The organism is Halomonas sp. BDJS001 (genome assembly GCF_026104355.1).
Classification (GTDB): Bacteria; Pseudomonadota; Gammaproteobacteria; order Pseudomonadales; family Halomonadaceae; genus Vreelandella.
Genome location: NZ_CP110535.1, coordinates 2,054,980 through 2,079,014, shown reverse-complemented (window position 1 = coordinate 2,079,014; position 24,035 = coordinate 2,054,980). Strand labels below are relative to the sequence as shown.

Genomic DNA, 24,035 nt, shown 5'->3' with positions numbered 1-24,035 from the left:
TTTTAAGCTATATTTCCACTACCGGGCACCAGCGCATGTTGCAGAATATCCGTATCGTACTCGTTCAGACCTTTCACCCCGGCAATATCGGCGCTGCCGCGCGAGCCATGAAAACCATGGGCCTGACCGAGCTGGTGCTGGTTAATCCACGCCTGTTTCCTGATGAAGAAGCGACCCGCCTTGCGGCAGGCGCCACTGATGTACTGGAGAGTGGCCGTGTGGTTAGCTCGCTGGAGGAAGCCGTTAACGATTGCGTCCAGGTCGTTGGTGCCAGTGCACGCTTGCGCAGCCTGCCCCTGCCCCACTTTGACGAACCCGATGAGATGGCGGCAGACGTCATCCAGAATGCGCAAACGGCGCCGGTGGCGCTAGTGTTTGGGCGTGAACGTTCGGGGCTGACTAACGATGAGATTCGCTGCTGCACGCATCAGGTCAGTATTCCCTCCAATCCTGATTACGGTATTCTCAATTTATCCCAGGCGGTACAGATACTGGCTTATGAAGTACATCGCGCCTGGCGTAAAGGTGATGAGAGCGGCTTTACTTATCAGCGCCCGCTGGAGGCAACGCCGCCCAGCCGGGAGCAGTTCTTACACTTTCAAGCGCACCTGAGCCGCTTAATGCAGGCAAGTGGCTTTTTAACCCAGCCCCACGCCCGCACTGAAGAGCAGCTTCAAGCTCTCTTCGCCCGTGCTCAGCCCAGCCGGAAAGAGCTTTCGTTGTTAAGAGGGCTATTAAGCGCGTTTGAAAACCATCTACCTAAATAGTGATAGCGTTAAAGCAACTAAAAAGGGACAACCAAGTTGTCCCTTTTTAGTTTAAAGATAGGATCTTCAGAGCATCATCGCCGCTAGCCAGCCAAAGCCCACTAACGGGATATTGTAGTGCAGAAACGTCGGCACCACGCTGTCCCACATATGATCGTGCTGTCGATCGACGTTAAGCCCAGAGGTTGGCCCCAAGGTTGAATCCGATGCCGGCGAGCCAGCGTCGCCTAGCGCCGCGGCGGTTCCCACCAGCACGACTGTGGCCATGGGAGAGAAGCCAAACTGTACCGCCAAAGGCACAAAAATGGCGGCAATAATCGGAATGGTTGAGAACGACGAGCCGATACCCAGGGTAATAAACAGCCCTACAAGTAACATCACCAGCGCCGCTAAGCCGCGGTTATCGCCAAAGAGTGCAAAGGCCCCCGATACCAACGCATCAATCTCTCCCGTGGTTTTCATGACTTCGGCAAAACCCGCCGCGGAGATCATGATAAAACCGATCAGCGCCATCATGCGCATACCGCTGGTAAACAGGTCGTCCGCTTCGCGCCACTTAAAGATGCCGCCCATTGAAAGCAGGCCAATCCCTACCAAACCGCCCAGTATCATTGAGCCGCTGTAAAGCTGCAGACCGAGGGCGGCGACAATAGCAACCCCCGACATCACAAGCCCCAGGCTATGCGGCTTGGGAGGGGTGTGGCCTTCAGTAATATTGGCGTTAGCCATATCTTGAGCCTGGTACTCTCGCGGGCGGCGATAGCTCCAAAACAGCGCAACGATTAACCCCAACGCCATGCCAGCCACCGGAACCGCCATGGCCATCGGCACCATGCCGCGAGTAATTTCCAACCCTAACGGCTCCCCGGCGCTATTTAAGTTGGCCAGAAGAATGTCATTGAGGAAGATCGCCCCGAACCCAACCGGTAGCAGCATGTAGGGTGCCGTTAAACCAAAGGTAAGCGCACAGGCCACCGCACGACGATCCAGCTTTAAACGGTTCATCACGGTCAACAGCGGCGGAATCAGCACCGGTATAAAGGCGATGTGAACGGGGATAGCGTTCTGAGAAGAGATCGCCACCAACAACACAGCCGTTAGTAACAGCATTTTGACCCGCGCCTGATGCACGGCATTGGTCTCTTTGCCGAGCAGTGTAATTAAACGGTTAGCCAGCATATCCGGTAATCCAGAGCGGGAGATCGCCACCGCAAAGGCCCCCAAGGTGGCGTAGGCCAGGGCTACCTGGGCTCCGCCGCCAACGCCTTGATTAAAGGCGTCCAGTGTTTGCTCTAGCGACAACCCACCCACTAAACCGCCCACTAAAGCGCCGACGACTAACGCAAATACCACTGAGACACGCGCCAGCGATAGCGCCACCATTACGAGCACCGCAAGAATTACTGCATTCATGAAAATTCCTAGAGCTATTGAGAGGTCATTGACAGCAAAGGGGGCGGATTTTAGCAGATTAAATAGGTAAACCTAAGACCGCGCTGCATGCTTAACGTTTTGCTACTTTAGTCGCGACATCATTGCTGCATCGCACCATACTACCTACCATCACTCTTTCGCTTAATTTCAGCGTCCGCTACTTTACTGCTTGCTTAGGAGCTCGCATGAGCATACTTGCGATTGTCATTTCACTGCTGTCATCGGCATTAACCCTGAGCTAATGCACCGTGTGGCAACGCTGGCAGCTGGCGGCATGGACACGCTCCCTCACTCAGGCGCCGTTATCACCCTACTGGCTATCTGCGGCCTGCCCCATCGCCACTCCTACGGCAATGTTGCCATGGTCACCATTGCATTGCCGGTCATTGCGTTAATCAGTGTGATTACCTTAGGAACACTATTTGGCAGCTTCTAAAAGCGCACAACGCATGCGATAGTGAACTAACTGTTAGCCTGCCAATTAAAGAGAACATCATGGCCTTCGTTGTTCGCCACTCACTGCTGCTGATCATATTGGGAAGTCTGGTTATATCCACCGCCATGGGGTTGCGTCATGGCTTCGGGCTCTTTATGGAGCCCCTCAGCAGCGAGCTTGGCTGGGGGCGTGGGGTCTTTGCTTTTGCACTCGCTTTGCAAAACCTGGTTTGGGGCTTATCGCAACCCTTTACCGGGGCACTGGCGGATCGTTTCGGTGCGGCCAGGATTATTGTGGTTGGCGGTTTGTTGTATGGCTTGGGGCTACTGTTTATGAGCCTCTCTACCTCGGTGCTGGGCATGACGGTCAGCGCTGGGTTGTTGATTGGCCTTGGCCTCTCCGGGACAACCTTCTCGGTGATCCTTGGCGCTGTTGGCCGTGCAGTGGCACCTGAAAAACGCAGTATGGCCATGGGCATTGTTAGCGCGGCAGGCTCGTTTGGGCAGTTCGCGATGCTGCCCGGCACACTGGGTTTGCTAGAGTGGCTAGGCTGGGCGGCGGCGCTAATGGCCATGGCCGCCATTGCCACTATTATGATCCCGTTGGGAGCCATGCTGCGTGATAAGCCGTCGGCCAAAACAGCGTCCGATTTGAGCCTAAAAGATGCACTCAATGAAGCAGCAGGCCAAAAGGGCTTCTGGCTACTCTGTTTAGGCTTTTTTGTCTGCGGCTTTCAGGTAGTGTTCATTGCCGTGCACCTTCCCGGCTATTTATTCGATAAAGGCCTAGCGGTGCAAGTGGGGACAACGGTACTGGCGCTAGTGGGGCTGTTTAATATTGTCGGCACTTACACGGCGGGTTGGATGGGCGGCATCTGGTCGAAACCCAAATTGCTCACTTGGCTCTACTTGATTCGCGGCGTAGTGATTACCGCCTTTGTTTATTTGCCGTTAAGTCCGATTAGCGCTTATCTTTTTGGTATTGTCATCGGGCTACTATGGCTCTCAACCGTACCGTTAACCAACGGTATCGTGGCTTCGGTCTTTGGTGTACGCCACCTATCGATGCTGGGCGGCATCGTGTTTCTGTTTCACCAGCTAGGCTCTTTTATGGGCGTCTGGCTGGGTGGCTACTTTTATGACCTGACTGGCAACTACAATACGGTCTGGCAAATTGCTATTGTGCTCTCGATCGTTGCTGCAGCGTTACATTGGTTTATTAGTGAAAAGCCGCTTGAGCGCAAAACACTCACCAAGGTAATGCCATGAACATAGCTAAAACGCTTTCTTGTATGCTCTTGCTGGTCGCCCTGCTTGCCAGTTTGGCATTAGCTTGGTGGGGTTGGCACAGTTTAGACCCGTCGCTACTGCTATTGGGTAGCCGGCTCTGCTAGTCACTACCCCATCCGCCAGCGGCGCCACTGGCGAAGTATCAAACCGTGTTTGGGTGAGAACAGTAAGGCAACAAAGAACCAACTGGTAGCGACCAACACAATGGTGCCGCCCGAGGCGACGTCCAGCGCTACCGAAAGCCACAGCCCAATGACCGCCGAGCTAACCCCAACCCCCACGGAAATCAGCATCATGGTTTTAAAACGGTCGGTCAGCAGGTGTGCTGTCGCACCGGGAGTGATCAGCATCGCCACCACCAGAATAATCCCCACTGTTTCCAAACTCGCCACGATAGTAAGGGTGAGTAGCAGGATCAAGCCGTAGTGAATGACGCTGGTATTAAAGCCCAGCGCTTGGGCCTGCAGGGGGTCAAAGGCATAAAGAAGCAGCGGCCGATAGGCGAGCCACACGACTAACAGGGCAATCACACTGGCGACCAATGTCAGCAACAGCGCCGACTGCTTAACGCCCAGTACGTTGCCAAACAGAATATGCATCAGGTGAGTACTAGAGGCAATTTTGCTAATAATCACTATGCCCAGCGCGAAGGCGCTCGTGAACATCAATCCCATGGCCGCGTCGGACTTAATCCGCGTGTGGCGCTCAATAGCACCAATGCCCACCGAGGTTAAGGCGCCGGTTATAAACGCGCCTACAAAAAAGGGCCAGCCTAACAGGTAGGCAATCGCCACCCCTGGCAGCACTGCGTGGGAGATCGCATCCCCCAACAACGACCAGCGTTTCAGCACCACATAGCAGGATAAAATGCCACAAATAGCGCCCACCAACACCGAGGTTAATAAGGCACGCTGCATAAAGGCGTATTGAAAGGCGTCTGAGATGCCATCGGGTAATAGATTGACAATGAGCATCAGCGCAGCGATAAGCCCACTCACCAGGGTATCGCCAAACAGACTCAATGCCGTCATTAGTTCTGCCACTTTACTTACCCCTGGGCTGCCATAAAGGAAGTTGATTCAGCGACGCGCACATCGTTAGCCGACTGTTCGATAGAGCTCACCGCCAGTTCAGCCAATTTGGCATCACTGAGCATTTCATCAGGCGACCCTACCCCACGGATAAAGCGGTTTATCAGCACCACATGGTCAACATGCCGACGGGCACCGGGCATATCGTGAGTCACCATTATAACCGTACGCCCTGCCTCCCGCTCTCGGGCGAGTACGCCTAAAATCAAACGCTCACTGGGCGGGTCTACGCCCGCCAGAGGCTCATCGAGGAGTAAAATGTTGGCCTGCTGGGCGAGCGTACGGGCCAGTAATACGCGCTTTTTCTGCCCGCCTGAGAGCGCACCAATGGGACGCTCCGCCAGTGCCAGCATATCGACTGCCAGCAACGCCTCACGCACAGCCTCAACATGACGGGAATGGTACCAGCGCGAAGGCAACAAGCGCCGCCACAGCGGATCACTGCGCATATGCCCGTAGCGGCCGCCCATAACGGTCTCCCATACGGAGACAGGAAAATCCCACTCAATCGCTTCCCGCTGAGCCATGTAGGCAATGTGACCCGCTTTCCGGTGAGTCGCAATCGGCTCATTAAACGCCTGCACACTCCCCCGCAGCGCTTTCATGCTACCGGTAAGGACATGAAAAAGCGTCGATTTACCCGCACCATTCGGCCCCACAATGGCCGTCCATTTACCCGCTGGGAACTGCAAATTAATGTCTTCCAAGACGGGCTGGCGCTGATAGGCTGCGTAGAGTCCTTTGATATTAATCGCCACCGGGGTGCCGCCAAAAGTCGTTGCCATGATCGTTTACTCAGTTGCCAATGTTTCGCGCAACAGCTCAACGTTGTGGCGCATCATGGTGAAATAGTCACCCGCTTCACCCTCTGGCTCGCTAAGCGAGTCCACATATAGCGGCCCTGCGATTTTAACGCCGGTATCCCTTGCCAGACTGGTGACGTGGCGGTCGGAAATAGTGCTCTCCCAGAACAGCGCCGCCGGCTGCCGTTCGTTAATCATATCCACCACGCGCATAAGCTGACGGGGTGAACCCTCGGTTTCAGCGTTGGTTCCCCAGATGCCGTCGTGCTCAAAGTGATAAGCGTCTGAGAAATATAGGAAGGCGGCTTCGCTACTGAGTAGCACGCGGCGCTCTTCCGGTATCGCTTCTAAGCGCTCCTGGAGTTCAACATGCAGGGCATGCAGCTCCTCTTTTAGCGCTTCAGCACGCTGCTGGAACTCTTCAGCTCGCTGGGGAAGCAAATGCTCTAGCTCGTTAGCGACGACCTGGACATAGGCTGACACCGCACGCGGATCCATCCAGAGATGAGGATCGACATCGCCTTCCATATCGCCGGTAATAATCGTTTGAGTGGGGTATTCAGAGGCTTCGGCAACTGCCACCAGCGGCGTTCCTTCAATGACCGTTGCTTCAACCTGGGGCATCCACTGCTCTAACTGGTAGCCGTTGTAAAACACCACGTCAGCGGTTTCCAAGGCGGCGAAATTACTAGGAGTTAATTCCCATTCGTGCACCTCAGCGCCAATCGGCGTTAATACCGACACATTGGCGTCCTCCCCTGCCACGCTGGCCACAATATCGCCAAGCACAGAAAAAGTGACGGCCACATTCAGGGGAGACACTGCACTCTCTTGCGCTTCGGCACTGGCTAGTCCAGTACTCAGCCATAGCGGTAGGCTCAAGGCCATACCCAGATTGCGCTTTATCATTGTCTCTCCCTTTTTGTTCATGACCGATAAGTAGACTGTAGCTCAACAAGAAAGCATTGTGCAAATAGTTTAGCCTTGGCTAACAATACTACAAAAAAATACGTTACCATCCCCCGACTATCCAATGATTGTTCCCACTGCTTCCGATATAATTTACCAATGACTGATTCTAATCCGAACGCCTCATTGCCCGCCCCAAGCATTCCTGGAGATGCACTGCCCCCTGTGGAGCAGCATGCCCAGCAGTATGCAACGGTGCGAAATGCCCATGAAACCGAGCTGATTGAAGACTATGTTGAGCTGATTGGCGACCTTCTGGCGCACCGCGGCGAAGCCCGCGCGGCAGACATTGCCAATCGTATGGCGGTAAGCCAGGCGACGGTTTCAAAAATGATTCGGCGTTTAAATGAGCTGGAGTTGGTCACCAGCAAGCCATATCGCTCGCTGTTCCTAACTGAAGCGGGACAGAAAATGGCAGAGACGTCACGCGCCCGTCACGATATCGTGCTGCACTTCTTACGTGCTCTTGGAGTGAGAGATGCGACTGCGCGTATTGACGCTGAAGGCATGGAGCACCACGTTAGCGACGAAACCCTCGCCATCATGCAGCGCTTCACTGAGCAGCAGCAAAAGCGCTAACCTGCTGCGCGTTATCAGTGGGAAAAACGCAGATAATTCACCTGAGTAATGGCACCGTTCCAAATCATCTCCAAATGAGTGGTCTGGATAATGTCGCTCACACAGCGTGGTGTCATCAGCGCCCAGCAGTTCGCATTCAACCGGCGAACTGAGTAGTAGCGGAGCCCAACACTGCATCGGCGTATGTCGGCACCAAAGGGTTGCGAGGCTGAATAATCATCGGCTGCGTAAATGGCATGTTCAAGGGGTAAAGTGAGTGCATCGCAGCAACTACCCTGATCAAAAGTGGCCTTTAATCCGCGAAAGACAAACCTTTCATAGTGTAATCCCGGCACGTTTTGCCAATACACCTGCTGGTGATGCTTTACTTCGGCAATCGCCGTTTCAAGGGTATCGGCAATATAGAGCACCCCAAAACTACCATCGCTAAAGCGCGACCCCTGCGGATTCACATGGGTAAACGGCGCCACCGCATAAGAGCAGCCACGAATTCCGAACGGAATTTGGTCGTGAGGTAGCAACGCTAAATTACCCACCTCATTTTGTAGCCGCGGATTGGTTAACGCCTGCAGTGCATGGAGTGCAGCGAACTCTTCCGCGCTCGCCACATCATCGAACAGGTCAATCGGCGGAAACTTACTATTGACCAAGCGATAACCAGTAACGCTTCCACTGGGTAAGGTCGGCAAGTCAGTGGGCGTTACCACTGGCTTCCCCGCAGGCTATCGATACGCTTAAAGGTTTCATAGAGCGCCGCAAAATCACCGCAACCCATCACTTCAAGCGGCGTGCGACCATTGAAAAAGGGATTGTGGTTCACCAGGTTAACGAACCCATAAAGATTTTCCGGATTATCAAAAATCATCCGCAATGCGGCATGGATGTTGAGTAAGTAGCTGATCCGAGTTAGCTGATCGCTATCCAATTTGATCTCGTCAAGGTTCCCACGCCGGGCACGCGCGTAAGTACTATGCGACACACGTAAAATCGCTTCACCCTGCTCACCGGACGCTCGCCATTTGTCCAGAATGCGCACCGCCGCTTTCAAGCCCGCCGCTGCCGCAGCCCTATTTTGGGAAATGTCGTGTGCCGTTTGCATTGCGGCTCCTTAAGCCAATAGCCATGACTTCCAACCACTCTCTCCAAATACTAAATCAATAAAAAAGTATCTGCAAATAGAGTTACTCAGTAATACAAACGCGATTAACCTCCCAACACTTTTGCGGGCATCCCTAACCGTCCTACACCTGGCAGTTTCAGAGCGGGCCGCATAACGTCGATACCAAAGCTCAAACCGAGGAGATTAAGTTCGAGCCCCTCCTCCAGTGCCAACATAATGCCTGCTACCCCGCCAAAGGAGAGCTGATAACCGGTACCGCTAGGCACCGCCGCAAAAACACCATTGAAAAGGTAGTCTTTACCGATTGCCGTTACCGGGAGCGACACCTCAAAACCGGGTACTTCGCGTATTACCCAGGCAATAAAGCTATTGCTGTTCGGCCCAGGCCACACTCGATAAAGCTCAGCCTGGGGATAGTTAACGGCGGCGATCTCTATCTGAGGTATGAGCTGGGCTGCCGCATCGCCGCGATAATCAGCCAACAGCGTGGGGGGGTTGCCAAACCAAGCTCGATCGGGCGTATCAATGGAAGAGACCACCGTTGGGCGCCGCCAGCTCAACACTTGATGAAGTCGGTAGCTATCGGCATTTTCCGCCTTGGTCGCAATCCAGATATGTTCGCCAAACGCCCCACGCCAGTTATAAGCACGTGCGGAATAGACCTGAACCACGGCTTCTGAATTCTCCGCTGGATCAGGTGCTATACCAGCAGATGACCGATCTAATGATGACCAATGAGCATCAGTCACCACCTGATTACTCGCCAATATCCAAACAGGGCCCGCCAACAGCAGCGCTAATAGCGCCGCAAGGCTAAGTATCCATCGCAGTAGCATTCTCATTGCATTATCCCTCACTGAATGGTTATCGGGTTAGTACCGCTATCGCTCTGCGAAACCTGGAAATGATGAACTTAGTTGAAGCAATGCCTAGCTCAACGAGCCAATCGCCCCCCAACACACTCTTCGGCCTTGCGCCAGCTCATTACTTATCCCACGGCAGCTACAGGCCATTTATTCAAATAGTCATGTTGATAAGGCCATTCATCATGGTGTCAGGATGAGCTATCTAAGGCGTGAGACTGATGAGATTCCTGTTCAAGTTAACGTTTTAGTTCAATATTTACTTAAAGTAACTCCTATACACTGAAAGATACATTTTATTACAAACACACTGTCATAAGCTCCAGGGTGGGAATATCACCATGCAGAATCGTCCTAGCTCTCTACTGCCGATTTGCCTGCTCGCCTGCCTAACCACCAGTGCGGCGCAAGCGCAAACAACGACTGATGCGCAACGCGAAGCACTGGTTATCCAGGCACGCCAGGGGGCATTGGAAACATCCATTGACGGTTTACAGTCACTTTACCACCAAACACGCGATGTGCGTGTTCGGGCTGATCTGGTAGCACTGCTGGTACGTGCCGCTCGCCATCAGGAAGCATTGGACGTGTGTCCCTGGTGCCAAACAGAAAATTACAGTGATTCGGAACTTGCCAACCTTGCTGGGGCCGCGCGCAGTGCAGGCGAATACGACAAGGCGCTGGATATGTTTCAAACACTCACCTATCGAAACCCATCAAATGCGCAGGGGTGGCTTGGCCAAGCGTTGGTTCATACCGACATGGGCAGTTACACACTGGCGGATATATCGTTGCAGCAGTACAACCAAGTCGCCGGCACAACAACGGCAGGGCTAGAGGCAAAGGGCTACCTGGCAGCACAGACAACTAACGCCATGCAAGAGCTGGACGCCCGCCAAGCCCTGGTAGCTCAAGATCCAAGTAATACGGGCGAATTACAAGCCCTTTATCGTCTTGCCGTCGGGCTTGGCGCCAGCTCGGCGGCACGCCGTATCATGCAGTCTAATCCCGATGTCTTCAGCGATAGTGACCGACTGTGGCTTACTTACTATGAAGGGGTAACGGATATACGGCTAGGTATACATACCGACCAGCCGACAAGAACAGCGGGGGGATTGGCGCAATTGGACAGCGTTTTGAACACACCTAACGCCCCTCAAGAACTTATCACCATTGCTGAATACGACAAGGTGGTGGCGCTCGCAGAGCTGAGACGTTTCTCTGAAGCGGAAGCACTAGCCATGCGGCTTGAAAACCAGCACGGCCAGCTACCAAGCTACGTAGCGCGTGCCAGAGCCTATGCACTAAATGGCTTGGGGCGTCCAGATGAAGCCATCGAACTCTACGAAAACCTTATTCGACAATCCCCTGCTCAGGCAACAAATCCTGACGACCCGCTCAACGAAGGACTGTTTTACAGTTACACCGATGCCCAGCGATTCCGCGATGCGGATAGATTATTGGCAGAGTGGCGCGCCAGCGAACCTGAACAACGCCTGGATTTCACGCGCACCGTTCGCATCGAGAACCCCAACTACCAAAAAGTTTTGTTGCTGGAAGTGCTACTTGATGCTTGGCGTGGCCGCACCGACGAGGCCAGCGAGCGTCTTGCTGAATATCAGAATCAAGCACCCGCGGATCCCTACCTTTGGCTTATGAAAGGGGATATTGAACGTGAGAGAGGTTGGCCAAGAAAGTCAGAAGCCGCTTACCAACAAGCTGAGCAACTACTTCCACCTGACCAACAAACGGTCGCTCAGCACGGTGTGCTGCTAGCCCGATTGCAGCGGGGCCAGTGGCAAGGCACCACTGATGAAATTGCGAGAACGACGACTGAAGCAAGGCCTAGCGCCTCAAGGGACGACCTCGCGCGCGAGTGGCGCGAACAACGTGCCCCCCAACTCAGCAGTACGTTCGAGCGCAGCAAGGGGCAAGGTAGCGGTACTCAAGCATCTCGCGAGTGGCGCTATGAAGTACTTCTTGAAGGGCCGCGAAATAGCAACGGCTCCCGCCCTTTCGCACAACGTATTGGCCAATTTGGAGAGTTTGACGATGAGGATCTCTACGCCTCCTACAACATAGCAGGCTACGAATGGAACCTTCATCCCGCTACAGTCACTCTGGCTGCGGGCCACGGCTCACAGCTCAACGATGATTTCCTGGCCCTCGCCGAGCTGCAGTATGCCCCAACGGATCACATTACCACGAGGCTTGGCGTCGAGCTAAACACTACCGACACACCGCTAAGAGCACTAAAAGATGGTATCAACGCAGACCGTTACCGTGCTGAACTGGCTTATCGGCACGACGAGCGCGGAGCTGGCGCCATTGGCGTGATGGCCACCGATTTTGACGATAGCAATCTGCGTCAATCCATCTACGGCTACTGGAATCAAACGCTATATCATCTGGATCGCTGGCAGGTCAACGGCGAGGTGCAGGCATCCGCATCACGTAATGATGAGGTGGATGCCAGCTATTTCAATCCTCGGCGTGATGCAAGCCTGGCCGGTGTATTAACCGTCAACTACGAAACCCCGATTGACTACCGGCAGTCCTTTATACAGTCCATTTCCCTCGGTTCAGGACGCTACTGGCAAGAAGATTTCGACAGCGAGAACACTTGGTCAATTGGATACCAGCACCGCTGGGAGCTGACCCCCACCGTAAATTTTGAATATGGCATTACCCGCGAGCGAGCCGTCTACGACGGCGTTCCTGAATATGACAATGTTATTTCAGCCGGCTTTGTATGGAGATTCCTATGACACTCTGGCGCGTTATTTTAATGAGCGCGGTTCTGCTGGTAGTGGTCAACATTCAGCAGGCCCAGGCCGATCGCTTGCCGGGAGATTATGTAGTGATCAGCTATCACGATATTGTCGACTCCAGCGTCACCCCCGAGCTGGATATCTATTCGCAGACTATTACTCGCAGCCGGCTAATTGAACACTTCAACCTCATCGCGGTTGGTGGATATCAGCCAGTGAGTTTACAACAGATTCTGGATGCCAAAGCGGAGGGCCAACCTCTGCCAGACAAAGCCGTACTGCTGACTTTCGATGATGGCTATCGCAGCTTTTATGACATTGTGTTCCCGCTACTCAAACTCTACAACTTCCCCGCCGTACAGGCTGTTGTAGGCAGTTGGCTGGATGTACCCGCTGGCGGACGTGTGCCCTATGGCAACATCACCCTGCCCCGCGAACGCTTTCTCAGTTGGGAGCAGGTTAGAACGCTGAGCGAATCACCGCTGGTGGAAATCGCCTCCCACTCCTACGACCTTCATTATGGGGTAGTCGGTAATCCCATGGGTAACGAACAAGCAGCCGCGGTCACCAGCATATGGAACGCGCGCAGCGGTTATGAAAGCGAAGCTGCTTACCTTGAGCGAATTCGTAACGATATGGCTCGTACTCAACAACGATTCCAAGAAGAGGTAGGCCAGAGCCCTCGTATCATGGTGTGGCCCTACGGTGCCTACAGCGAGGCGACTCTCGATATCGCCGCCCAATATGGCATGGAGTACACGTTCAGCTTGCTCAGTGCTCCCAACCAACTCAATGACTCAATGCGCAGCATGAACCGCTACCTCATTGACCAGGAGACCACACTGGAAACGATAGAGGAGATACTCTCCAATCGCGTATGGGAGATGGAAGAGTTACGCATTGTGCATGTTGATCTGGATTATGTGTATGACCCGGATCCCATTCAGCAGGAGCAGAACCTCGACCGCTTAATTGAGCGTATTTCCCGTTACGGCGTCAGCACTGTCTACCTGCAAGCTTACGCTGATCCGGATGGTAACGGAGTCGCCGATGCACTCTACTTCCCCAACCGCCATTTGCCCGTTAGGGCTGACCTTTTCAACCGAGTCGCCTGGCAATTAAAGAAACGCGCGAACGTAAAGGTATATGCATGGATGCCAGTACTCTCGTTTGACCTGGGGCCTGGTTATCAGTATGTCACCGATGTAAGAACGGGCAACGAGTCACCCGATCACTACCGTCGTCTCTCCCCTTACGTGGAAGCGAACCGTCGTACCATTCGTGAGATTTACCAAGATCTTGGTCGACTGACCAAGTTCGATGGTTTGCTGTTTCACGACGATGCCTTCTTTACAGACTTTGAGGATGCCTCTCCTAATGCCCTGAGCGCTTATCAGAGCGCGTCATTGCCAAGAGACATCGACGCGATCCGCAGTGACGAAGCCTTGATGACTACCTGGGTGCGTTTCAAGACCGAATACCTAACCGACTTCACTCTCGAACTGGAGCAGGCCGCGAACTACTATCGCCAAGCGGACAATAAGGTATTCACCACCTCACGCAACCTTTACGCCGTCACGGTAATGGAGCCGCGTAGCCAGCGTTGGTTTGCCCAGGATATGCAAAACTTTGCCAGTGGTTATGACTTCGTCGCCGTGATGGCTATGCCCTACATGGAAGAAGCCGAGAATCCCGATGAGTGGCTGAGAAGCCTTGCCCAGCGTTCGCTAGCTCAGGTAAGCGCCGACCAATTGGTATTCGAATTACAAGCACAAAACTGGCATACCCAAACCCCCATTCCCAGCGCTGAGATCGCTCAGTGGGTTCGCATTCTGCGTGAAGAGGGTATCAAGAACATTGGTTACTACCCAGATGACTTTCACCAAAATCATCCAGATATCAATGTGATGCGACCGGTTTTTTCCATCGGACGTCGTTTTAGGGCCACCCCATGAACCTACTTGACCAACTCGCCGTCTTCACACTCGGCTACCCAAGCCTGATGGCAACCATCTGGATATGTGGGGGCATCTACTTCTACGTCCACTGGGAGCGGAAACAGCCTTGGCCTGCCACTTTCACATGGGACGAGACCGCCCCTAAAGTAACGGTTCTACTGCCCTGCTATAACGAAGAGGCAAATGTTGAAGAGACCATCCACCATCTTTTCAAGCAGAACTACCCGCATATGGATGTGATCGCCGTCAATGACGGCAGCAAGGACGACACCGCTAGTCGGCTGGACGCCCTAGCACTCGAGTATCCTGCATTACAGGTATTGCACCAGACCAACCAAGGCAAGGCCAGTGCCCTGAACAATGGATTGAGCCATGCCACAGGCGATATCATCGTGGGCATTGATGGCGATGCGATACTTGACTACGACGCCATCGGCTACATGGTCAGCCACTTTATCAGCAGTCCAAACGTCAGTGGAGTCACCGGCAATCCACGGGTAAGAACCCGTTCGACCGCCATTGGCAAGATTCAGACCGGCGAATTTTCCGCCATCATCGGCTTGATCAAACGCGCCCAGCGTATCTATGGGATGGTATTTACCATTTCGGGGGTTATCTGCGCTTTCCGGCGCAAAGCACTGGAAGAGATCGGTGGCTGGAATACCGACATGATCACCGAGGACATTGATGTCAGTTGGCGCTTACAGCTAAATGGCGGCCAGGTACGCTATGAACCCAGAGCCATGTGCTGGGTGCTGATGCCGGAAACGCTACGCGGACTCTTCAAGCAGCGTTTGCGCTGGGCGCAGGGTGGCGGTGAAGTTTTCCTGCGCTATTTCTCACAAACCATTCGTTGGAAGAACCGCCGCTTCTGGCTACTAATGCTGGAGTACATCGTCAGCGTGGTGTGGTGCTATTCCGTTATCACGTTGATTGTGGCATGGCTAATATCTCAACTGTTAATGCCCATGGCATGGCCTATCACCGCCAAGCTGCTCTCCTATTTCGGCAGCATCCTGATCGCCATCAGCTTCATCCAGTTCAGCGTTAGTTTCTATATCGACAGCCGCTATGACAAAGAGATATTCCGCTGCGTCTACTGGAGTATCTGGTATCCATTCGCCTATTGGATTATCAATATGGCCACCGTCATCATCGCCTTCCCAAAAGCTATGCTGCGCCAAAAAGGGAGGCTTGCCACCTGGACTAGTCCTGACAGAGGGGAGCAATTCAATGAACAATAAACTGATGCCCGTGATCATCGACAACCCCTGCCAGAAAAGCTGGGGCTATCGATCGCGCGATACCTTGATCACACTGGCCACACTAGCACTGTGGGTTTTGGTGATGGCCAGACTGTACATGTTTTTCATCGTGGAGGAAGCGATCCTAGAACAACTCTACGCTTCAATCATGATCAAGATAGTGTTAGTGGGCTTCCTTGTTACCTTTCTGACATTCCACTGTTGGGCAGTTTATAATAAACACCTTTATACTAACTACTTAAAGCGCCAACTGAGCCAGCTTAAACAGCCAACGATTGAAAGAGATAATGACACCGAGAGCCAAATCGACACTGAACAGTCAATCCAAGAGCAGGAGATAGTCCTTATAACCAATCAAACCAATAACTGATACTACAAGCGACACTCTATTGGGCGCGGCCACAAGTCGGTCAGGAGGGAGGCTCACTGGAATCCGCAAGCTTTGCTATTACAAATTGACGGAGGGGCAGTTGTTCAATATCTTCCAACTGCTAATCAGAAATGGAGGCGGCCCCAAAAGCCACATCCCGGCACACGCAGCCACCACTACCGTTGCTCCCTTCCGGGCCTGGCGGGGTTCGCAGTTTAGCGTTGCGGGAGGACCTAAGGGGCCACCATAACGGCACACTCTATTGTTTAAAAACTGTTTCTATTAAAAACAGCCGCGAGTGTGCTAATGCTGATGTGGTGGCTACGCCCTGATTTGAACAGGGGACCCCATCATTATGAGTGATGTGCTCTAACCAGCTGAGCTACGTAGCCTTTCCCTCATCAACGGGTGCAGATTATGCCTACCTTAATGACGAAAGGCAAGCCGGATTCCGGCTTGCCGCTACTATAGAAAGGCGTGGCAAAGCTGCCTTATTGAATGGCTGCACGCACAGCAGGAGCGCCAGGCTCGCCGTCGCGAGTGGTGACACCCTCTAACCACTCATCCAGAATACCTTCATTGGCTTTTAGGTATTCACGGGCCGCATCACGGGGATTTTCGCCATCATCCATGATCGCGCTCATCAGTTGATTCTCCATCTCCAGCGTAAAGGTCATATTGCGCAGTAAGGTTCCCACGTTCGGACACTCATCCACAAACCCCGCACGGGTATTGGTGTGTACTGTCGCGCCACCTAAGTCTGGGCCAAAATAGTCATCGGCATCAGAAAGGTAGGCCATATCAAAGTTAGAGTTCATGGGGTGCGGCTCCCAGCCCAAAAACACCATCCACTCTTCATTGGGCACCCGTGCACGCAGTTCTGCCAGCATGCCAGCTTCGCTGGAATCGATCACCTGCCAATCGCCTAACCCGTATGCATCGTCATCGATCATCTGCTCAATGAGCTCGTTGCCGTCGTTACCTGCTTCGATGCCGTGCACGCTGCTATCAAACTGATCTGCGTGCTCGGCTAAATCGTTAACCGACGTTACGCCCGCATCGTAAACGTATTGGGGAACTGCCAGGGTATACTTCGCCCCTTCCAGATTGGCTACCAAACGCTCCACTTCACCACGCTCGATATAGGGGTCGCTGATAGAGGCCATGGAAGGCATCCAATTGCCTAGGAAGACATCGAAATCGTTGTTGCGCATACCGGCGTAGGCAATCGGCACGGAAACCGTATCAACGCGGGGCTCGTAGCCAAGCCCCTCGAGCACTTCACTGGCGAGCGCAGTGGTGGCGGTGATGTCCGTCCAACCCACTTCGGCAAAGCGCACGCTGCTGCACTCATCTGCATAGGCCGCCATTGGCAAGCCCGCAGCCAGTAATAAAGCCCCTGCATAGCGTGAAGGAGTTCTGTTCATCATCGTTGTCCCCTGAAATTGATAAATATTGTCGACGCCTTTTTATTGATTGAACGTTCAATAAAAAATGCCATCATGGTTAGGTAATCATGTCTACGCCCGGGTTTCAAGCAACGCCCCTGTTAGACATTCAACGAATTAGGAGAACTTCTCTAGGAGAACGTCGTGCCAAAGGTGGGAATGGAACCGATACGCCGCCAGCAGTTAATTACCGCGACCATGGCAGCCATTGATGAAGTCGGCCTGGCCGAAACCACCGTGATGCGTATTGCGCGTCATGCAGGCGTTTCCGCAGGCATTATCAGCCACTACTTTGGCGGCAAGGATGGCCTGCTCGAAGCGACTATGCGGCAGATATTGACCGACCTGACGGATGCCGTTGCAGTTCGCCGCCATGCGCTGGAAGACGACTCTCCCCGCGCCCATATCGGCGCCATTATTGAAGGCAACTTTGACCGCACTCAGGTCACCGGCCCCGCCGCCAAGACCTGGTTAGCGTTCTGGGCCAGCAGCATGCATAAACCTATGCTGCAGCGGCTGCAAAACGTCAACGACCGCCGCCTTTACAGCAATTTATGTCACCAGTTTCGGCGCGTGATGCCCCGCGCAGAGGCCCGCAACGCAGCACGCGGCTTAGCCGCCATGATTGATGGGTTGTGGCTCCGCGGCGCGCTAACGCCTGAAGGTCTTGATGCTGAAGAAGCACGCTTTCTTGCCCACGCCTATCTCGATCAGCTTTTTACTCACTATGGATGCCAACAACCCGCATCCAAGACTTATAGCTAATCTTTATCTTATTTAAGGAGTCCTACATGGCCACTCAAGACGCACAGCCACTCTATATTGATGGTCGCCAGGTAGACGCCACTTCAAGTAATACGTTTACCGTTACCAACCCTTATGATGGCAGCCTGCTGGCCACTATCGGCCAAGCCAGCCAAGCCGATGTCGATTCAGCCGTCGCCGCCGCCCAACGCGGCCAGCGCGTGTGGGCTGCGATGACCGGTATGGAGCGTTCGCGCATCATGCTTCGCGCTGTCGCGCTATTAAGGGAGCGCAATGACGAACTGGCCGAGCTGGAAACCCGCAATACCGGCAAACCCATCAGCGAAACTGCCAGTGTTGATATTGTGACCGGAGCAGACGCACTAGAGTATTACGCAGGCTTGGCACCCGCTATCGAAGGTAGCCAGATTCCCCTGCGCGATAGCTCATTTGTGTACACCCGCCGTGAGCCATTGGGCGTGATCGGCGCGATCGGCGCCTGGAACTACCCGATTCAAATTGCCTGCTGGAAAGCCGCCCCGGCGCTGGCGGCAGGCAACGCGGTGGTGTTTAAGCCCAGCGAAGTCACCCCGCTCACCGTGATGAAACTGGCGGAGATCTTCACCGAGGCAGGTCTGCCCAACGGCGTCTTTAACGTGGTTCAGGGCGACGGCCGCGTGGGCGCCATGCTCACCGGGCACCCCGGCATCGCCAAGGTCTCGTTCACCGGTGAAGCGGGCACCGGCAAAAAAGTCATGGCCGCCGCCGCTAGCTCAACGCTGAAAGACGTCACCATGGAACTGGGCGGCAAATCGCCGCTGCTGGTCTTTGCAGATGCCGACCTTGATCGCGCTGCTGATGCCGCCATGATGGCCAACTTTTACTCCAGCGGCCAAATCTGCACCAACGGTACGCGGGTATTTGTCGAACGCAGCGTTAAAGAGGCCTTTGAAGCCAAGCTGGTAGAGCGTGTTAAGCGCATCAAAGCAGGCGACCCCATGGATCCCAGCGTCAACTTTGGCCCACTGGTGAGCTTTGAACACCAGGAGAAAGTGCTCTCCTATATTGCCCTGGGCAAAGAGCAAGGCGCTCGCCTGCTAGTGGGCGGCGACGAATGGAACACTGGCAGCTTTGCCAATGGCGCCTGGGCTGCCCCCACCGTGTTTACCGACTGCACTGATGAAATGCGTATCGTGCGCGAAGAGATCTTCGGCCCGGTGATGTCGGTACTCGCCTTTGATGACGAAGCGGAAGTCATTCGCCGCGCCAATGACACCACCTATGGCCTGGCTGCCGGTGTCTTCAGCGAAAGCCTCAATCGCGCCCACCGCGTGATCCATCAGTTGGAAGCAGGTATCTGCTGGATTAACACCTGGGGCGAGTCACCCTCTGAGATGCCGGTAGGCGGCTATAAAGAGTCGGGGATCGGTCGCGAGAACGGCATCGAGACGCTCAACCACTATACCCAAACCAAGTCGGTTCAAATCGAGATGGGGCCATTTGAGTCAGTGTTTTAACTCTAAGCACTGAGCGCCGCCGGTAGGCATAACACGAAGACGCTGTGAACCCATCCCTGGGCGCTCGGCTTTTTCATCTGACCGCCAAGGATGGCGGGAATGCTGGAATCGCATGGAGCACTTTCCGGCCCTGAAAAAGACGCTTCGCTTTTATGCCTACCGGCTCACTTCCTCGACTCAGCAAGATTTCTTAAGGAGACTCTATGTCTCAACCTCGCGAATTTGATTACATCATTATCGGCGCAGGCTCGGCGGGCAATGTGCTCGCCACTCGCCTCACCGAAGACAGCAGCGTCAGCGTCTTGCTGTTAGAAGCGGGCGGGCCCGACTATCGCTTTGATTTTCGTACCCAAATGCCCGCTGCCCTTGCCTACCCACTACAGGGCAAGCGCTACAACTGGGCATTTGAAACCGACCCCGAGCCACATATGGACGGTCGCCGTATGGAGTGTGGCCGAGGCAAAGGCCTTGGCGGCTCCTCACTGATTAACGGAATGTGCTATATCCGCGGTAATGCACTCGATTATGACAACTGGGCCAAACAGCCCGGCCTCGAAGAGTGGGACTACCTAAGCTGCCTACCCTACTTCAAAAAGTGCGAAGCCCGCGACATTGGGCCCAACAGCTACCACGGCGGCGACGGCCCGGTCAGCGTGACCACGCCAAAAGCGGATAACAACCCGCTCTACCGCACCTTTATCGAAGCCGGAAAGCAGGCAGGCTACCCGGAAACCGACGACGTTAACGGCTACCAGCAAGAGGGCTTCGGCCCCATGGATCGCTTCGTTACACCCAACGGTCGCCGCGCCTCAACGGCCCGGGGTTACCTGGATATCGCTAAACAGCGCCACAATCTAACCATCGAAACCCATGCCGTTACCGACATCATTGAGTTCGAAGGTAAGCGGGCGGTGGGCGTTCGTTATGAGCAGAAAGGCGAAAAACAGCAGGCCTACGCGCGCCGCGAAGTGCTGCTCTGCGGTGGTGCCATCGCCTCGCCGCAGATTCTTCAGCGCTCCGGCATCGGCAACCCGGAACTGCTCAATGAGCTCGACATCGAGACGGTTCATGCCCTGCCCGGCGTAGGTGAAAACCTCCAGGATCACCTGGAAATGTACATTCAGTACCAGTGCAAAGAGCCGATTTCCCTCTACCCAGCGCTGAAGTGGTACAACCAGCCAAAAATTGGCGCCGAGTGGCTGTTTAAAGGGACTGGCGTGGGCGCCAGCAACCAGTTTGAATCCTGTGGCTTTATCCGCAGCCGCGATGAAGAGGAGTGGCCCAACCTGCAGTACCACTTCCTGCCCATTGCCATTAGCTACAACGGCAAAAGCGCGGTACAGGCTCACGGCTTCCAAGCCCACGTTGGCTCAATGCGCTCAGAGAGCCGCGGACGTATCCGTCTGACGTCAAAGGATCCACACGCGGCGCCCAGCATCCTTTTCAACTACATGGCCAAAGAGAAAGATTGGCAAGAGTTCCGCGATGCGATCCGCCTGACTCGCGACATCATCGCCCAGCCAGCCTTTGATAAGTATCGTGGCCGTGAAATAGCCCCCGGCCCCGACGTGCAGTCGGATGCCGAGCTCGACGCCTTTGTCAAACAGCACGCCGAAACCGCCTACCACCCCTGCGGTAGCTGCCGCATGGGCGAGGATGAAATGGCCGTCACTGACGGCCAGGGTCGCGTCCATGGGATTGAAGGCCTTCGCGTCGTAGATGCTTCACTGTTCCCGGTGATTCCCACCGGGAACCTGAACGCCCCCACCATCATGCTGGCGGAGAAAATCGCCGACCGCATTAAAGGCCTTGAGCCGCTCCCCCGCGCCAGCGTTGACTACTACGTCGCTAACGGCGCGCCGGCCAAACGCCCCTGAACATTTAGTCGGTTTTCTACTCCAAACGCCATGGCCTCTCACCATGGCGTTTTTTTGGTGAGGAGATCGCATTTACAGCGCTAAACATGCCTAAATACTTGCACGAGGCAGGCACCATCTGCCAATATTCAAACAAGTGTTCGACTAATCATTTTAACCAACACTTTACTAACAACAGCTGGCCAGCAATCAAGGCCACCAACTGAGAGAGACACTATGCTCACCCTACTTCTTATCGTGCTCGCCATTGCTGGCCTGCTCGTCGTGATGCGTCGCGAGGCGGGCGCCCCCGCGACAATAGCGGTGCTTGGCGTACTGGGCCTTGTTGGCCTGCTGTTTGACGCCGAAGTGATTGGCGTGCTGCTGTTGATTGGCGCAGCCGCCGTCGCAGTGGCTGGCCTGCCCGCACTGCGTCGCAAGTGGCTCACACCGCGCCTATTTGCCACCTTTAAAAAAGTCGCCCCTAAAGTGTCTGCTACAGAGCGCACGGCCCTGGAAGCAGGCAGCGTCTCCTGGGATGGTGAGCTATTTTCAGGCAAGCCACAGTGGGAAAAGCTGCTCGCCTTTAAAGACGACGGCCTACGCGACGATGAAAAAGCTTTTCTGGCCAATCAGTGCGCCAAAGCTGCTGGCATGTGCAACGCCTGGGATATTGCCCAAGAGCGCGCCGACCTCCCTCAGCAACTGTGGGACTTTCTGAAGAAAGAGGGCTTCTTCGGCATGATCATTCCAAAGGAGTACGGCGGCCTGGGCTTCTCAGCCAAAGCGCAGTCCATGGTGCTGCAGAAGCTCTCCGTCAATGAAACCCTGATGGTGACCGTGGGCGTACCCAACTCTCTCGGCCCTGGTGAACTGCTGCTGAAGTACGGCACCCAAGAGCAGAAAGATCACTACCTGCCGCGCCTCTCCGATGGCCGTGAAATTCCCTGCTTTGGCCTCACCGGCCCCCGTGCGGGTTCTGACGCTACCTCTTTGCCAGACACGGGCGTAGTGTGTAAGCAAACCATTAATGGCAAAGAAGTGCTTGGCCTGCGCCTTAACTTTGAGAAGCGCTGGATCACGCTGGCACCCATCGCCACTGTGGTGGGCTTGGCCTTCCGCCTGTTCGACCCGGAAAAACTGCTCGGTGACGAAGAAGATCGCGGTATTACCCTGGCGTTGATTCCCCGGGATACCGACGGCATGGAAATCGGCCGCCGTCACCACCCCATCGGCAGCCCGTTTATGAACGGCCCGATTATCGGTAAAGATGTCTTCGTACCGCTGGACACCATCATTGGCGGCCCGGACATGATCGGCCAGGGCTGGCGGATGCTGGTGGAGTGCCTGTCTATCGGCCGCTGCATCACGCTGCCGTCAGGCGCCACCGGTACAGCCCGCTACGCCCTGGGCTGGAGCGGCGGTTTCACCCGCGTTCGTCGCCAGTTCAACGTGCCGGTTGCCGAGATGGAAGGCGTGCAGGAGCCCCTCGCCCGCATGGCGGCGCTGGCCTATATCTCCCAGGCCACCGTGTATCAAACCGCCAATATGATCGACCACGGCGAAAAACCCGCCGTGCCCTCGGCCATTCTGAAAAGCCAACTGACCGAGTTCCAGCGCGTGCTGCTTAGTGACGCCATGGATGTTCACGGCGGCAAGGCGGTTACCCTCGGCCCACGCAACTACCTGGGTATCGGCTACAGCGCCAATCCGGTGGCAATCACCGTGGAAGGCGCCAACATCATGACCCGCAACCTGATGATCTTTGGTCAGGGTGCTATCCGCTGCCACCCCTACGTACTTGAAGAACTGGCCGCCAAAGACAACAACGATATGAAGGCGTTCGATAAAGCCTTCTTCGGCCACGCAGGCTTGATCTTTGGTAACGCCGCGCGCGCCTTTACCCTGGGCTTTGGCATCGGTAAAACCAGCGTGCCCTTTGATGGCCCCGCTGCGGCTTATGCCCAGGATATTGCCCGCCTCTCCGCTGGCTTTGGCCTATGTGCCGACGCCGCCATGGCGAGCCTGGGTTCAGCGCTGAAGAAGCGCGAAATGATCTCTGCGCGGCTGGGGGATGTGCTGTCTAACCTTTACCTAGCCTCCATGGTGCTCAAGCAGTGGCAGGCCGGTAGTAAAGTAGAAGGCGAAGAAGCGCTGCTGCACTACAGCTGCCGCTTCCTGCTCCAGCGTGCCGAACAAGCGTTCGTGGAGATTTTCGATAATCTTCCCAACCGCGCCCTGGGCAAAACGCTTAACGCTGTGGTAATGCCCACCGGCCGCCGCTGGAACAAGCCCCACGATGACCTGGCCCGCGATATTGCCCAGCGCGTTTCTACGCACAGCGCACTGCGTACCAAGCTGCTGGAAAACACCTGGGACGCAGATGACGGCGAACAGCGCAACCCGCTGGCCCGCTACAACGCCCTGCTGGTGGATTATGATCGCGCTGAAGCAATCTATCGCACGGTGAACAAGGCGTACGCCAAAGGCGAGCTGCCGCAGACGGCGCTGCACCCTGAAGCCCGCGTTGAAGCTGGCTTGGAAAAAGGCTTGATCAGTGCCGAGGATGCCGAATTTATGCGCACCTTCGAGGCTGAAGTGCTGGAAATGCTCACCGTGGACGATTTCGCCTACGATGCCTTTGCCAAGAACAAGTCCACACTGATCAATCACAATGAAAAATCTGCGTCAGCGTCCAAACAGCCGGAGCCGGAGGAGGAAAACGTTAAATAATCACCCTTTTTCAAAGCGTTAC

General features: G+C 54.8%; 19 protein-coding genes, 1 tRNA gene, 1 other RNA gene and 1 pseudogene. 12 read left to right on the top strand and 10 right to left on the bottom strand.

Going from position 1 to position 24,035, the window contains the following annotated elements; all coding sequences use genetic code 11:
* Positions 1 to 35: 35 nt before the first annotated feature.
* Positions 36 to 767: an RNA methyltransferase gene (locus OM794_RS09470; RefSeq protein ID WP_226249480.1), complete on the top strand. Its 732-nt coding sequence runs from the start codon at positions 36 to 38 to the stop codon at positions 765 to 767.
* A gap of 66 nt (positions 768 to 833) precedes the next feature.
* On the opposite strand, the gene OM794_RS09465 is transcribed toward OM794_RS09470, so the two are convergent.
* Positions 834 to 2,180, bottom strand: coding sequence for a Na+/H+ antiporter family protein (locus tag OM794_RS09465; protein ID WP_226249481.1), 1,347 nt, complete (start codon positions 2,178 to 2,180; stop codon positions 834 to 836).
* 244 nt (positions 2,181 to 2,424) lie between these two features.
* Between OM794_RS09465 and OM794_RS09460 the strand changes: the two are divergent.
* Both OM794_RS09460 and OM794_RS09455 read left to right on the top strand, forming a co-directional pair.
* Positions 2,425 to 2,637 (top strand): annotated as a pseudogene (locus tag OM794_RS09460) (GntP family permease); the annotation flags it as partial.
* Between the two features lie 59 nt (positions 2,638 to 2,696).
* Positions 2,697 to 3,905, top strand: a complete 1,209-nt coding sequence (locus OM794_RS09455) for an MFS transporter (protein WP_226249482.1) — start codon at positions 2,697 to 2,699, stop codon at positions 3,903 to 3,905.
* A 128-nt stretch (positions 3,906 to 4,033) separates the two neighbouring features.
* Here the strand turns inward: OM794_RS09455 and OM794_RS09450 are convergent, their stop codons facing one another.
* From OM794_RS09450 to OM794_RS09440, 3 genes are read right to left on the bottom strand one after another with little or no spacing between them, the layout of a single operon-like run.
* A complete protein-coding gene (locus OM794_RS09450) occupies positions 4,034 to 4,957 on the bottom strand; it encodes a metal ABC transporter permease (protein ID WP_226249483.1) in 924 nt (307 codons plus the stop codon).
* Between the two features lie 17 nt (positions 4,958 to 4,974).
* Positions 4,975 to 5,802: a metal ABC transporter ATP-binding protein gene (locus OM794_RS09445; protein WP_226249484.1), complete on the bottom strand. Its 828-nt coding sequence runs from the start codon at positions 5,800 to 5,802 to the stop codon at positions 4,975 to 4,977.
* Positions 5,803 to 5,808: 6 nt separating this feature from the next.
* Positions 5,809 to 6,729: a metal ABC transporter solute-binding protein, Zn/Mn family gene (locus OM794_RS09440; protein WP_226249485.1), complete on the bottom strand. Its 921-nt coding sequence runs from the start codon at positions 6,727 to 6,729 to the stop codon at positions 5,809 to 5,811.
* A 159-nt stretch (positions 6,730 to 6,888) separates the two neighbouring features.
* Between OM794_RS09440 and mntR the strand changes: the two genes are divergently transcribed.
* Positions 6,889 to 7,368, top strand: coding sequence for a manganese-binding transcriptional regulator MntR (gene mntR, locus OM794_RS09435; protein ID WP_226249486.1), 480 nt, complete (start codon positions 6,889 to 6,891; stop codon positions 7,366 to 7,368).
* A gap of 14 nt (positions 7,369 to 7,382) precedes the next feature.
* On the opposite strand, the gene OM794_RS09430 is transcribed toward mntR, so the two are convergent.
* The 3 genes from OM794_RS09430 to OM794_RS09420 form a co-directional block, all read right to left on the bottom strand.
* On the bottom strand, positions 7,383 to 8,075 hold the full coding sequence (locus OM794_RS09430) for an RES family NAD+ phosphorylase (RefSeq protein ID WP_226249487.1): 693 nt from the start codon (positions 8,073 to 8,075) through the stop codon (positions 7,383 to 7,385).
* Positions 8,069 to 8,467, bottom strand: coding sequence for an antitoxin Xre-like helix-turn-helix domain-containing protein (locus OM794_RS09425; protein ID WP_226249488.1), 399 nt, complete (start codon positions 8,465 to 8,467; stop codon positions 8,069 to 8,071). Before OM794_RS09425 ends, OM794_RS09430 begins: the two co-directional genes overlap by 7 nt.
* Positions 8,468 to 8,571: 104 nt before the next feature.
* The gene (locus OM794_RS09420; RefSeq protein WP_226249489.1) at positions 8,572 to 9,330 is read right to left on the bottom strand and encodes a DUF3750 domain-containing protein; all 759 of its coding nucleotides are present in this window, start codon (positions 9,328 to 9,330) and stop codon (positions 8,572 to 8,574) included.
* 362 nt (positions 9,331 to 9,692) lie between these two features.
* Here OM794_RS09420 and pgaA point away from each other — a divergent pair, with 362 nt between their 5' ends.
* The 4 genes from pgaA to OM794_RS09400 are packed head-to-tail and all read left to right on the top strand — an operon-like array spanning position 9,693 to position 15,715.
* Positions 9,693 to 12,119, top strand: a complete 2,427-nt coding sequence (pgaA, locus tag OM794_RS09415) for a poly-beta-1,6 N-acetyl-D-glucosamine export porin PgaA (protein WP_265154536.1) — start codon at positions 9,693 to 9,695, stop codon at positions 12,117 to 12,119.
* Positions 12,116 to 14,077, top strand: a complete 1,962-nt coding sequence (gene pgaB, locus OM794_RS09410) for a poly-beta-1,6-N-acetyl-D-glucosamine N-deacetylase PgaB (RefSeq protein ID WP_265154535.1) — start codon at positions 12,116 to 12,118, stop codon at positions 14,075 to 14,077. The genes pgaA and pgaB overlap by 4 nt, the downstream gene beginning before the upstream one ends.
* A complete protein-coding gene (pgaC, locus tag OM794_RS09405) occupies positions 14,074 to 15,324 on the top strand; it encodes a poly-beta-1,6-N-acetyl-D-glucosamine synthase (RefSeq protein ID WP_226249491.1) in 1,251 nt (416 codons plus the stop codon). Before pgaB ends, pgaC begins: the two co-directional genes overlap by 4 nt.
* Entirely contained in the window at positions 15,314 to 15,715 is a 402-nt protein-coding gene (locus OM794_RS09400; RefSeq protein WP_170938595.1) for a hypothetical protein, read from the top strand. Before pgaC ends, OM794_RS09400 begins: the two co-directional genes overlap by 11 nt.
* A gap of 141 nt (positions 15,716 to 15,856) precedes the next feature.
* On the opposite strand, the gene ffs is transcribed toward OM794_RS09400, so the two are convergent.
* The 3 genes from ffs to choX form a co-directional block, all read right to left on the bottom strand.
* Positions 15,857 to 15,953: signal recognition particle sRNA small type (gene ffs / locus OM794_RS09395), an RNA gene on the bottom strand.
* A gap of 77 nt (positions 15,954 to 16,030) precedes the next feature.
* Positions 16,031 to 16,107: transfer RNA gene (locus OM794_RS09390), tRNA-Met, on the bottom strand.
* Positions 16,108 to 16,206: 99 nt separating this feature from the next.
* A complete protein-coding gene (gene choX / locus OM794_RS09385) occupies positions 16,207 to 17,142 on the bottom strand; it encodes a choline ABC transporter substrate-binding protein (protein WP_413229662.1) in 936 nt (311 codons plus the stop codon).
* A gap of 165 nt (positions 17,143 to 17,307) precedes the next feature.
* Between choX and betI the strand changes: the two genes are divergently transcribed.
* The 4 genes from betI to OM794_RS09365 all read left to right on the top strand — a co-directional run bounded on the left by betI (position 17,308) and on the right by OM794_RS09365 (position 24,013).
* Positions 17,308 to 17,928, top strand: coding sequence for a transcriptional regulator BetI (gene betI / locus OM794_RS09380; RefSeq protein WP_226249493.1), 621 nt, complete (start codon positions 17,308 to 17,310; stop codon positions 17,926 to 17,928).
* 26 nt (positions 17,929 to 17,954) lie between these two features.
* Complete coding sequence (gene betB / locus OM794_RS09375) at positions 17,955 to 19,424, top strand: betaine-aldehyde dehydrogenase (RefSeq protein ID WP_226249494.1); 1,470 nt, start codon at positions 17,955 to 17,957, stop codon at positions 19,422 to 19,424.
* Positions 19,425 to 19,627: 203 nt separating this feature from the next.
* Positions 19,628 to 21,301: a choline dehydrogenase gene (betA, locus tag OM794_RS09370; protein ID WP_226249495.1), complete on the top strand. Its 1,674-nt coding sequence runs from the start codon at positions 19,628 to 19,630 to the stop codon at positions 21,299 to 21,301.
* Between the two features lie 216 nt (positions 21,302 to 21,517).
* Complete coding sequence (locus OM794_RS09365; RefSeq protein ID WP_265154532.1) at positions 21,518 to 24,013, top strand: acyl-CoA dehydrogenase; 2,496 nt, start codon at positions 21,518 to 21,520, stop codon at positions 24,011 to 24,013.
* Positions 24,014 to 24,035 lie beyond the last annotated feature (22 nt).

Bases quoted from the DNA above. Each gene is read 5' to 3' on its own strand.
- OM794_RS09400 (WP_170938595.1), top strand. From the start codon at position 15,314: ATGAACAATAAACTGATGCCCGTGATCATCGACAACCCCTGCCAGAAA.
- OM794_RS09420 (WP_226249489.1), bottom strand. From the start codon at position 9,330: ATGAGAATGCTACTGCGATGGATACTTAGCCTTGCGGCGCTATTAGCG.
- pgaA (WP_265154536.1), top strand. From the start codon at position 9,693: ATGCAGAATCGTCCTAGCTCTCTACTGCCGATTTGCCTGCTCGCCTGC.
- OM794_RS09450 (WP_226249483.1), bottom strand. From the start codon at position 4,957: ATGACGGCATTGAGTCTGTTTGGCGATACCCTGGTGAGTGGGCTTATC.
- OM794_RS09365 (WP_265154532.1), top strand. From the start codon at position 21,518: ATGCTCACCCTACTTCTTATCGTGCTCGCCATTGCTGGCCTGCTCGTC.
- OM794_RS09440 (WP_226249485.1), bottom strand. From the start codon at position 6,729: ATGATAAAGCGCAATCTGGGTATGGCCTTGAGCCTACCGCTATGGCTG.
- mntR (WP_226249486.1), top strand. From the start codon at position 6,889: ATGACTGATTCTAATCCGAACGCCTCATTGCCCGCCCCAAGCATTCCT.
- pgaB (WP_265154535.1), top strand. From the start codon at position 12,116: ATGACACTCTGGCGCGTTATTTTAATGAGCGCGGTTCTGCTGGTAGTG.
- betB (WP_226249494.1), top strand. From the start codon at position 17,955: ATGGCCACTCAAGACGCACAGCCACTCTATATTGATGGTCGCCAGGTA.
- OM794_RS09470 (WP_226249480.1), top strand. From the start codon at position 36: ATGTTGCAGAATATCCGTATCGTACTCGTTCAGACCTTTCACCCCGGC.
- OM794_RS09465 (WP_226249481.1), bottom strand. From the start codon at position 2,180: ATGAATGCAGTAATTCTTGCGGTGCTCGTAATGGTGGCGCTATCGCTG.
- betA (WP_226249495.1), top strand. From the start codon at position 19,628: ATGTCTCAACCTCGCGAATTTGATTACATCATTATCGGCGCAGGCTCG.
- OM794_RS09425 (WP_226249488.1), bottom strand. From the start codon at position 8,467: ATGCAAACGGCACACGACATTTCCCAAAATAGGGCTGCGGCAGCGGCG.
- choX (WP_413229662.1), bottom strand. From the start codon at position 17,142: ATGAACAGAACTCCTTCACGCTATGCAGGGGCTTTATTACTGGCTGCG.
- pgaC (WP_226249491.1), top strand. From the start codon at position 14,074: ATGAACCTACTTGACCAACTCGCCGTCTTCACACTCGGCTACCCAAGC.
- OM794_RS09445 (WP_226249484.1), bottom strand. From the start codon at position 5,802: ATGGCAACGACTTTTGGCGGCACCCCGGTGGCGATTAATATCAAAGGA.
- OM794_RS09455 (WP_226249482.1), top strand. From the start codon at position 2,697: ATGGCCTTCGTTGTTCGCCACTCACTGCTGCTGATCATATTGGGAAGT.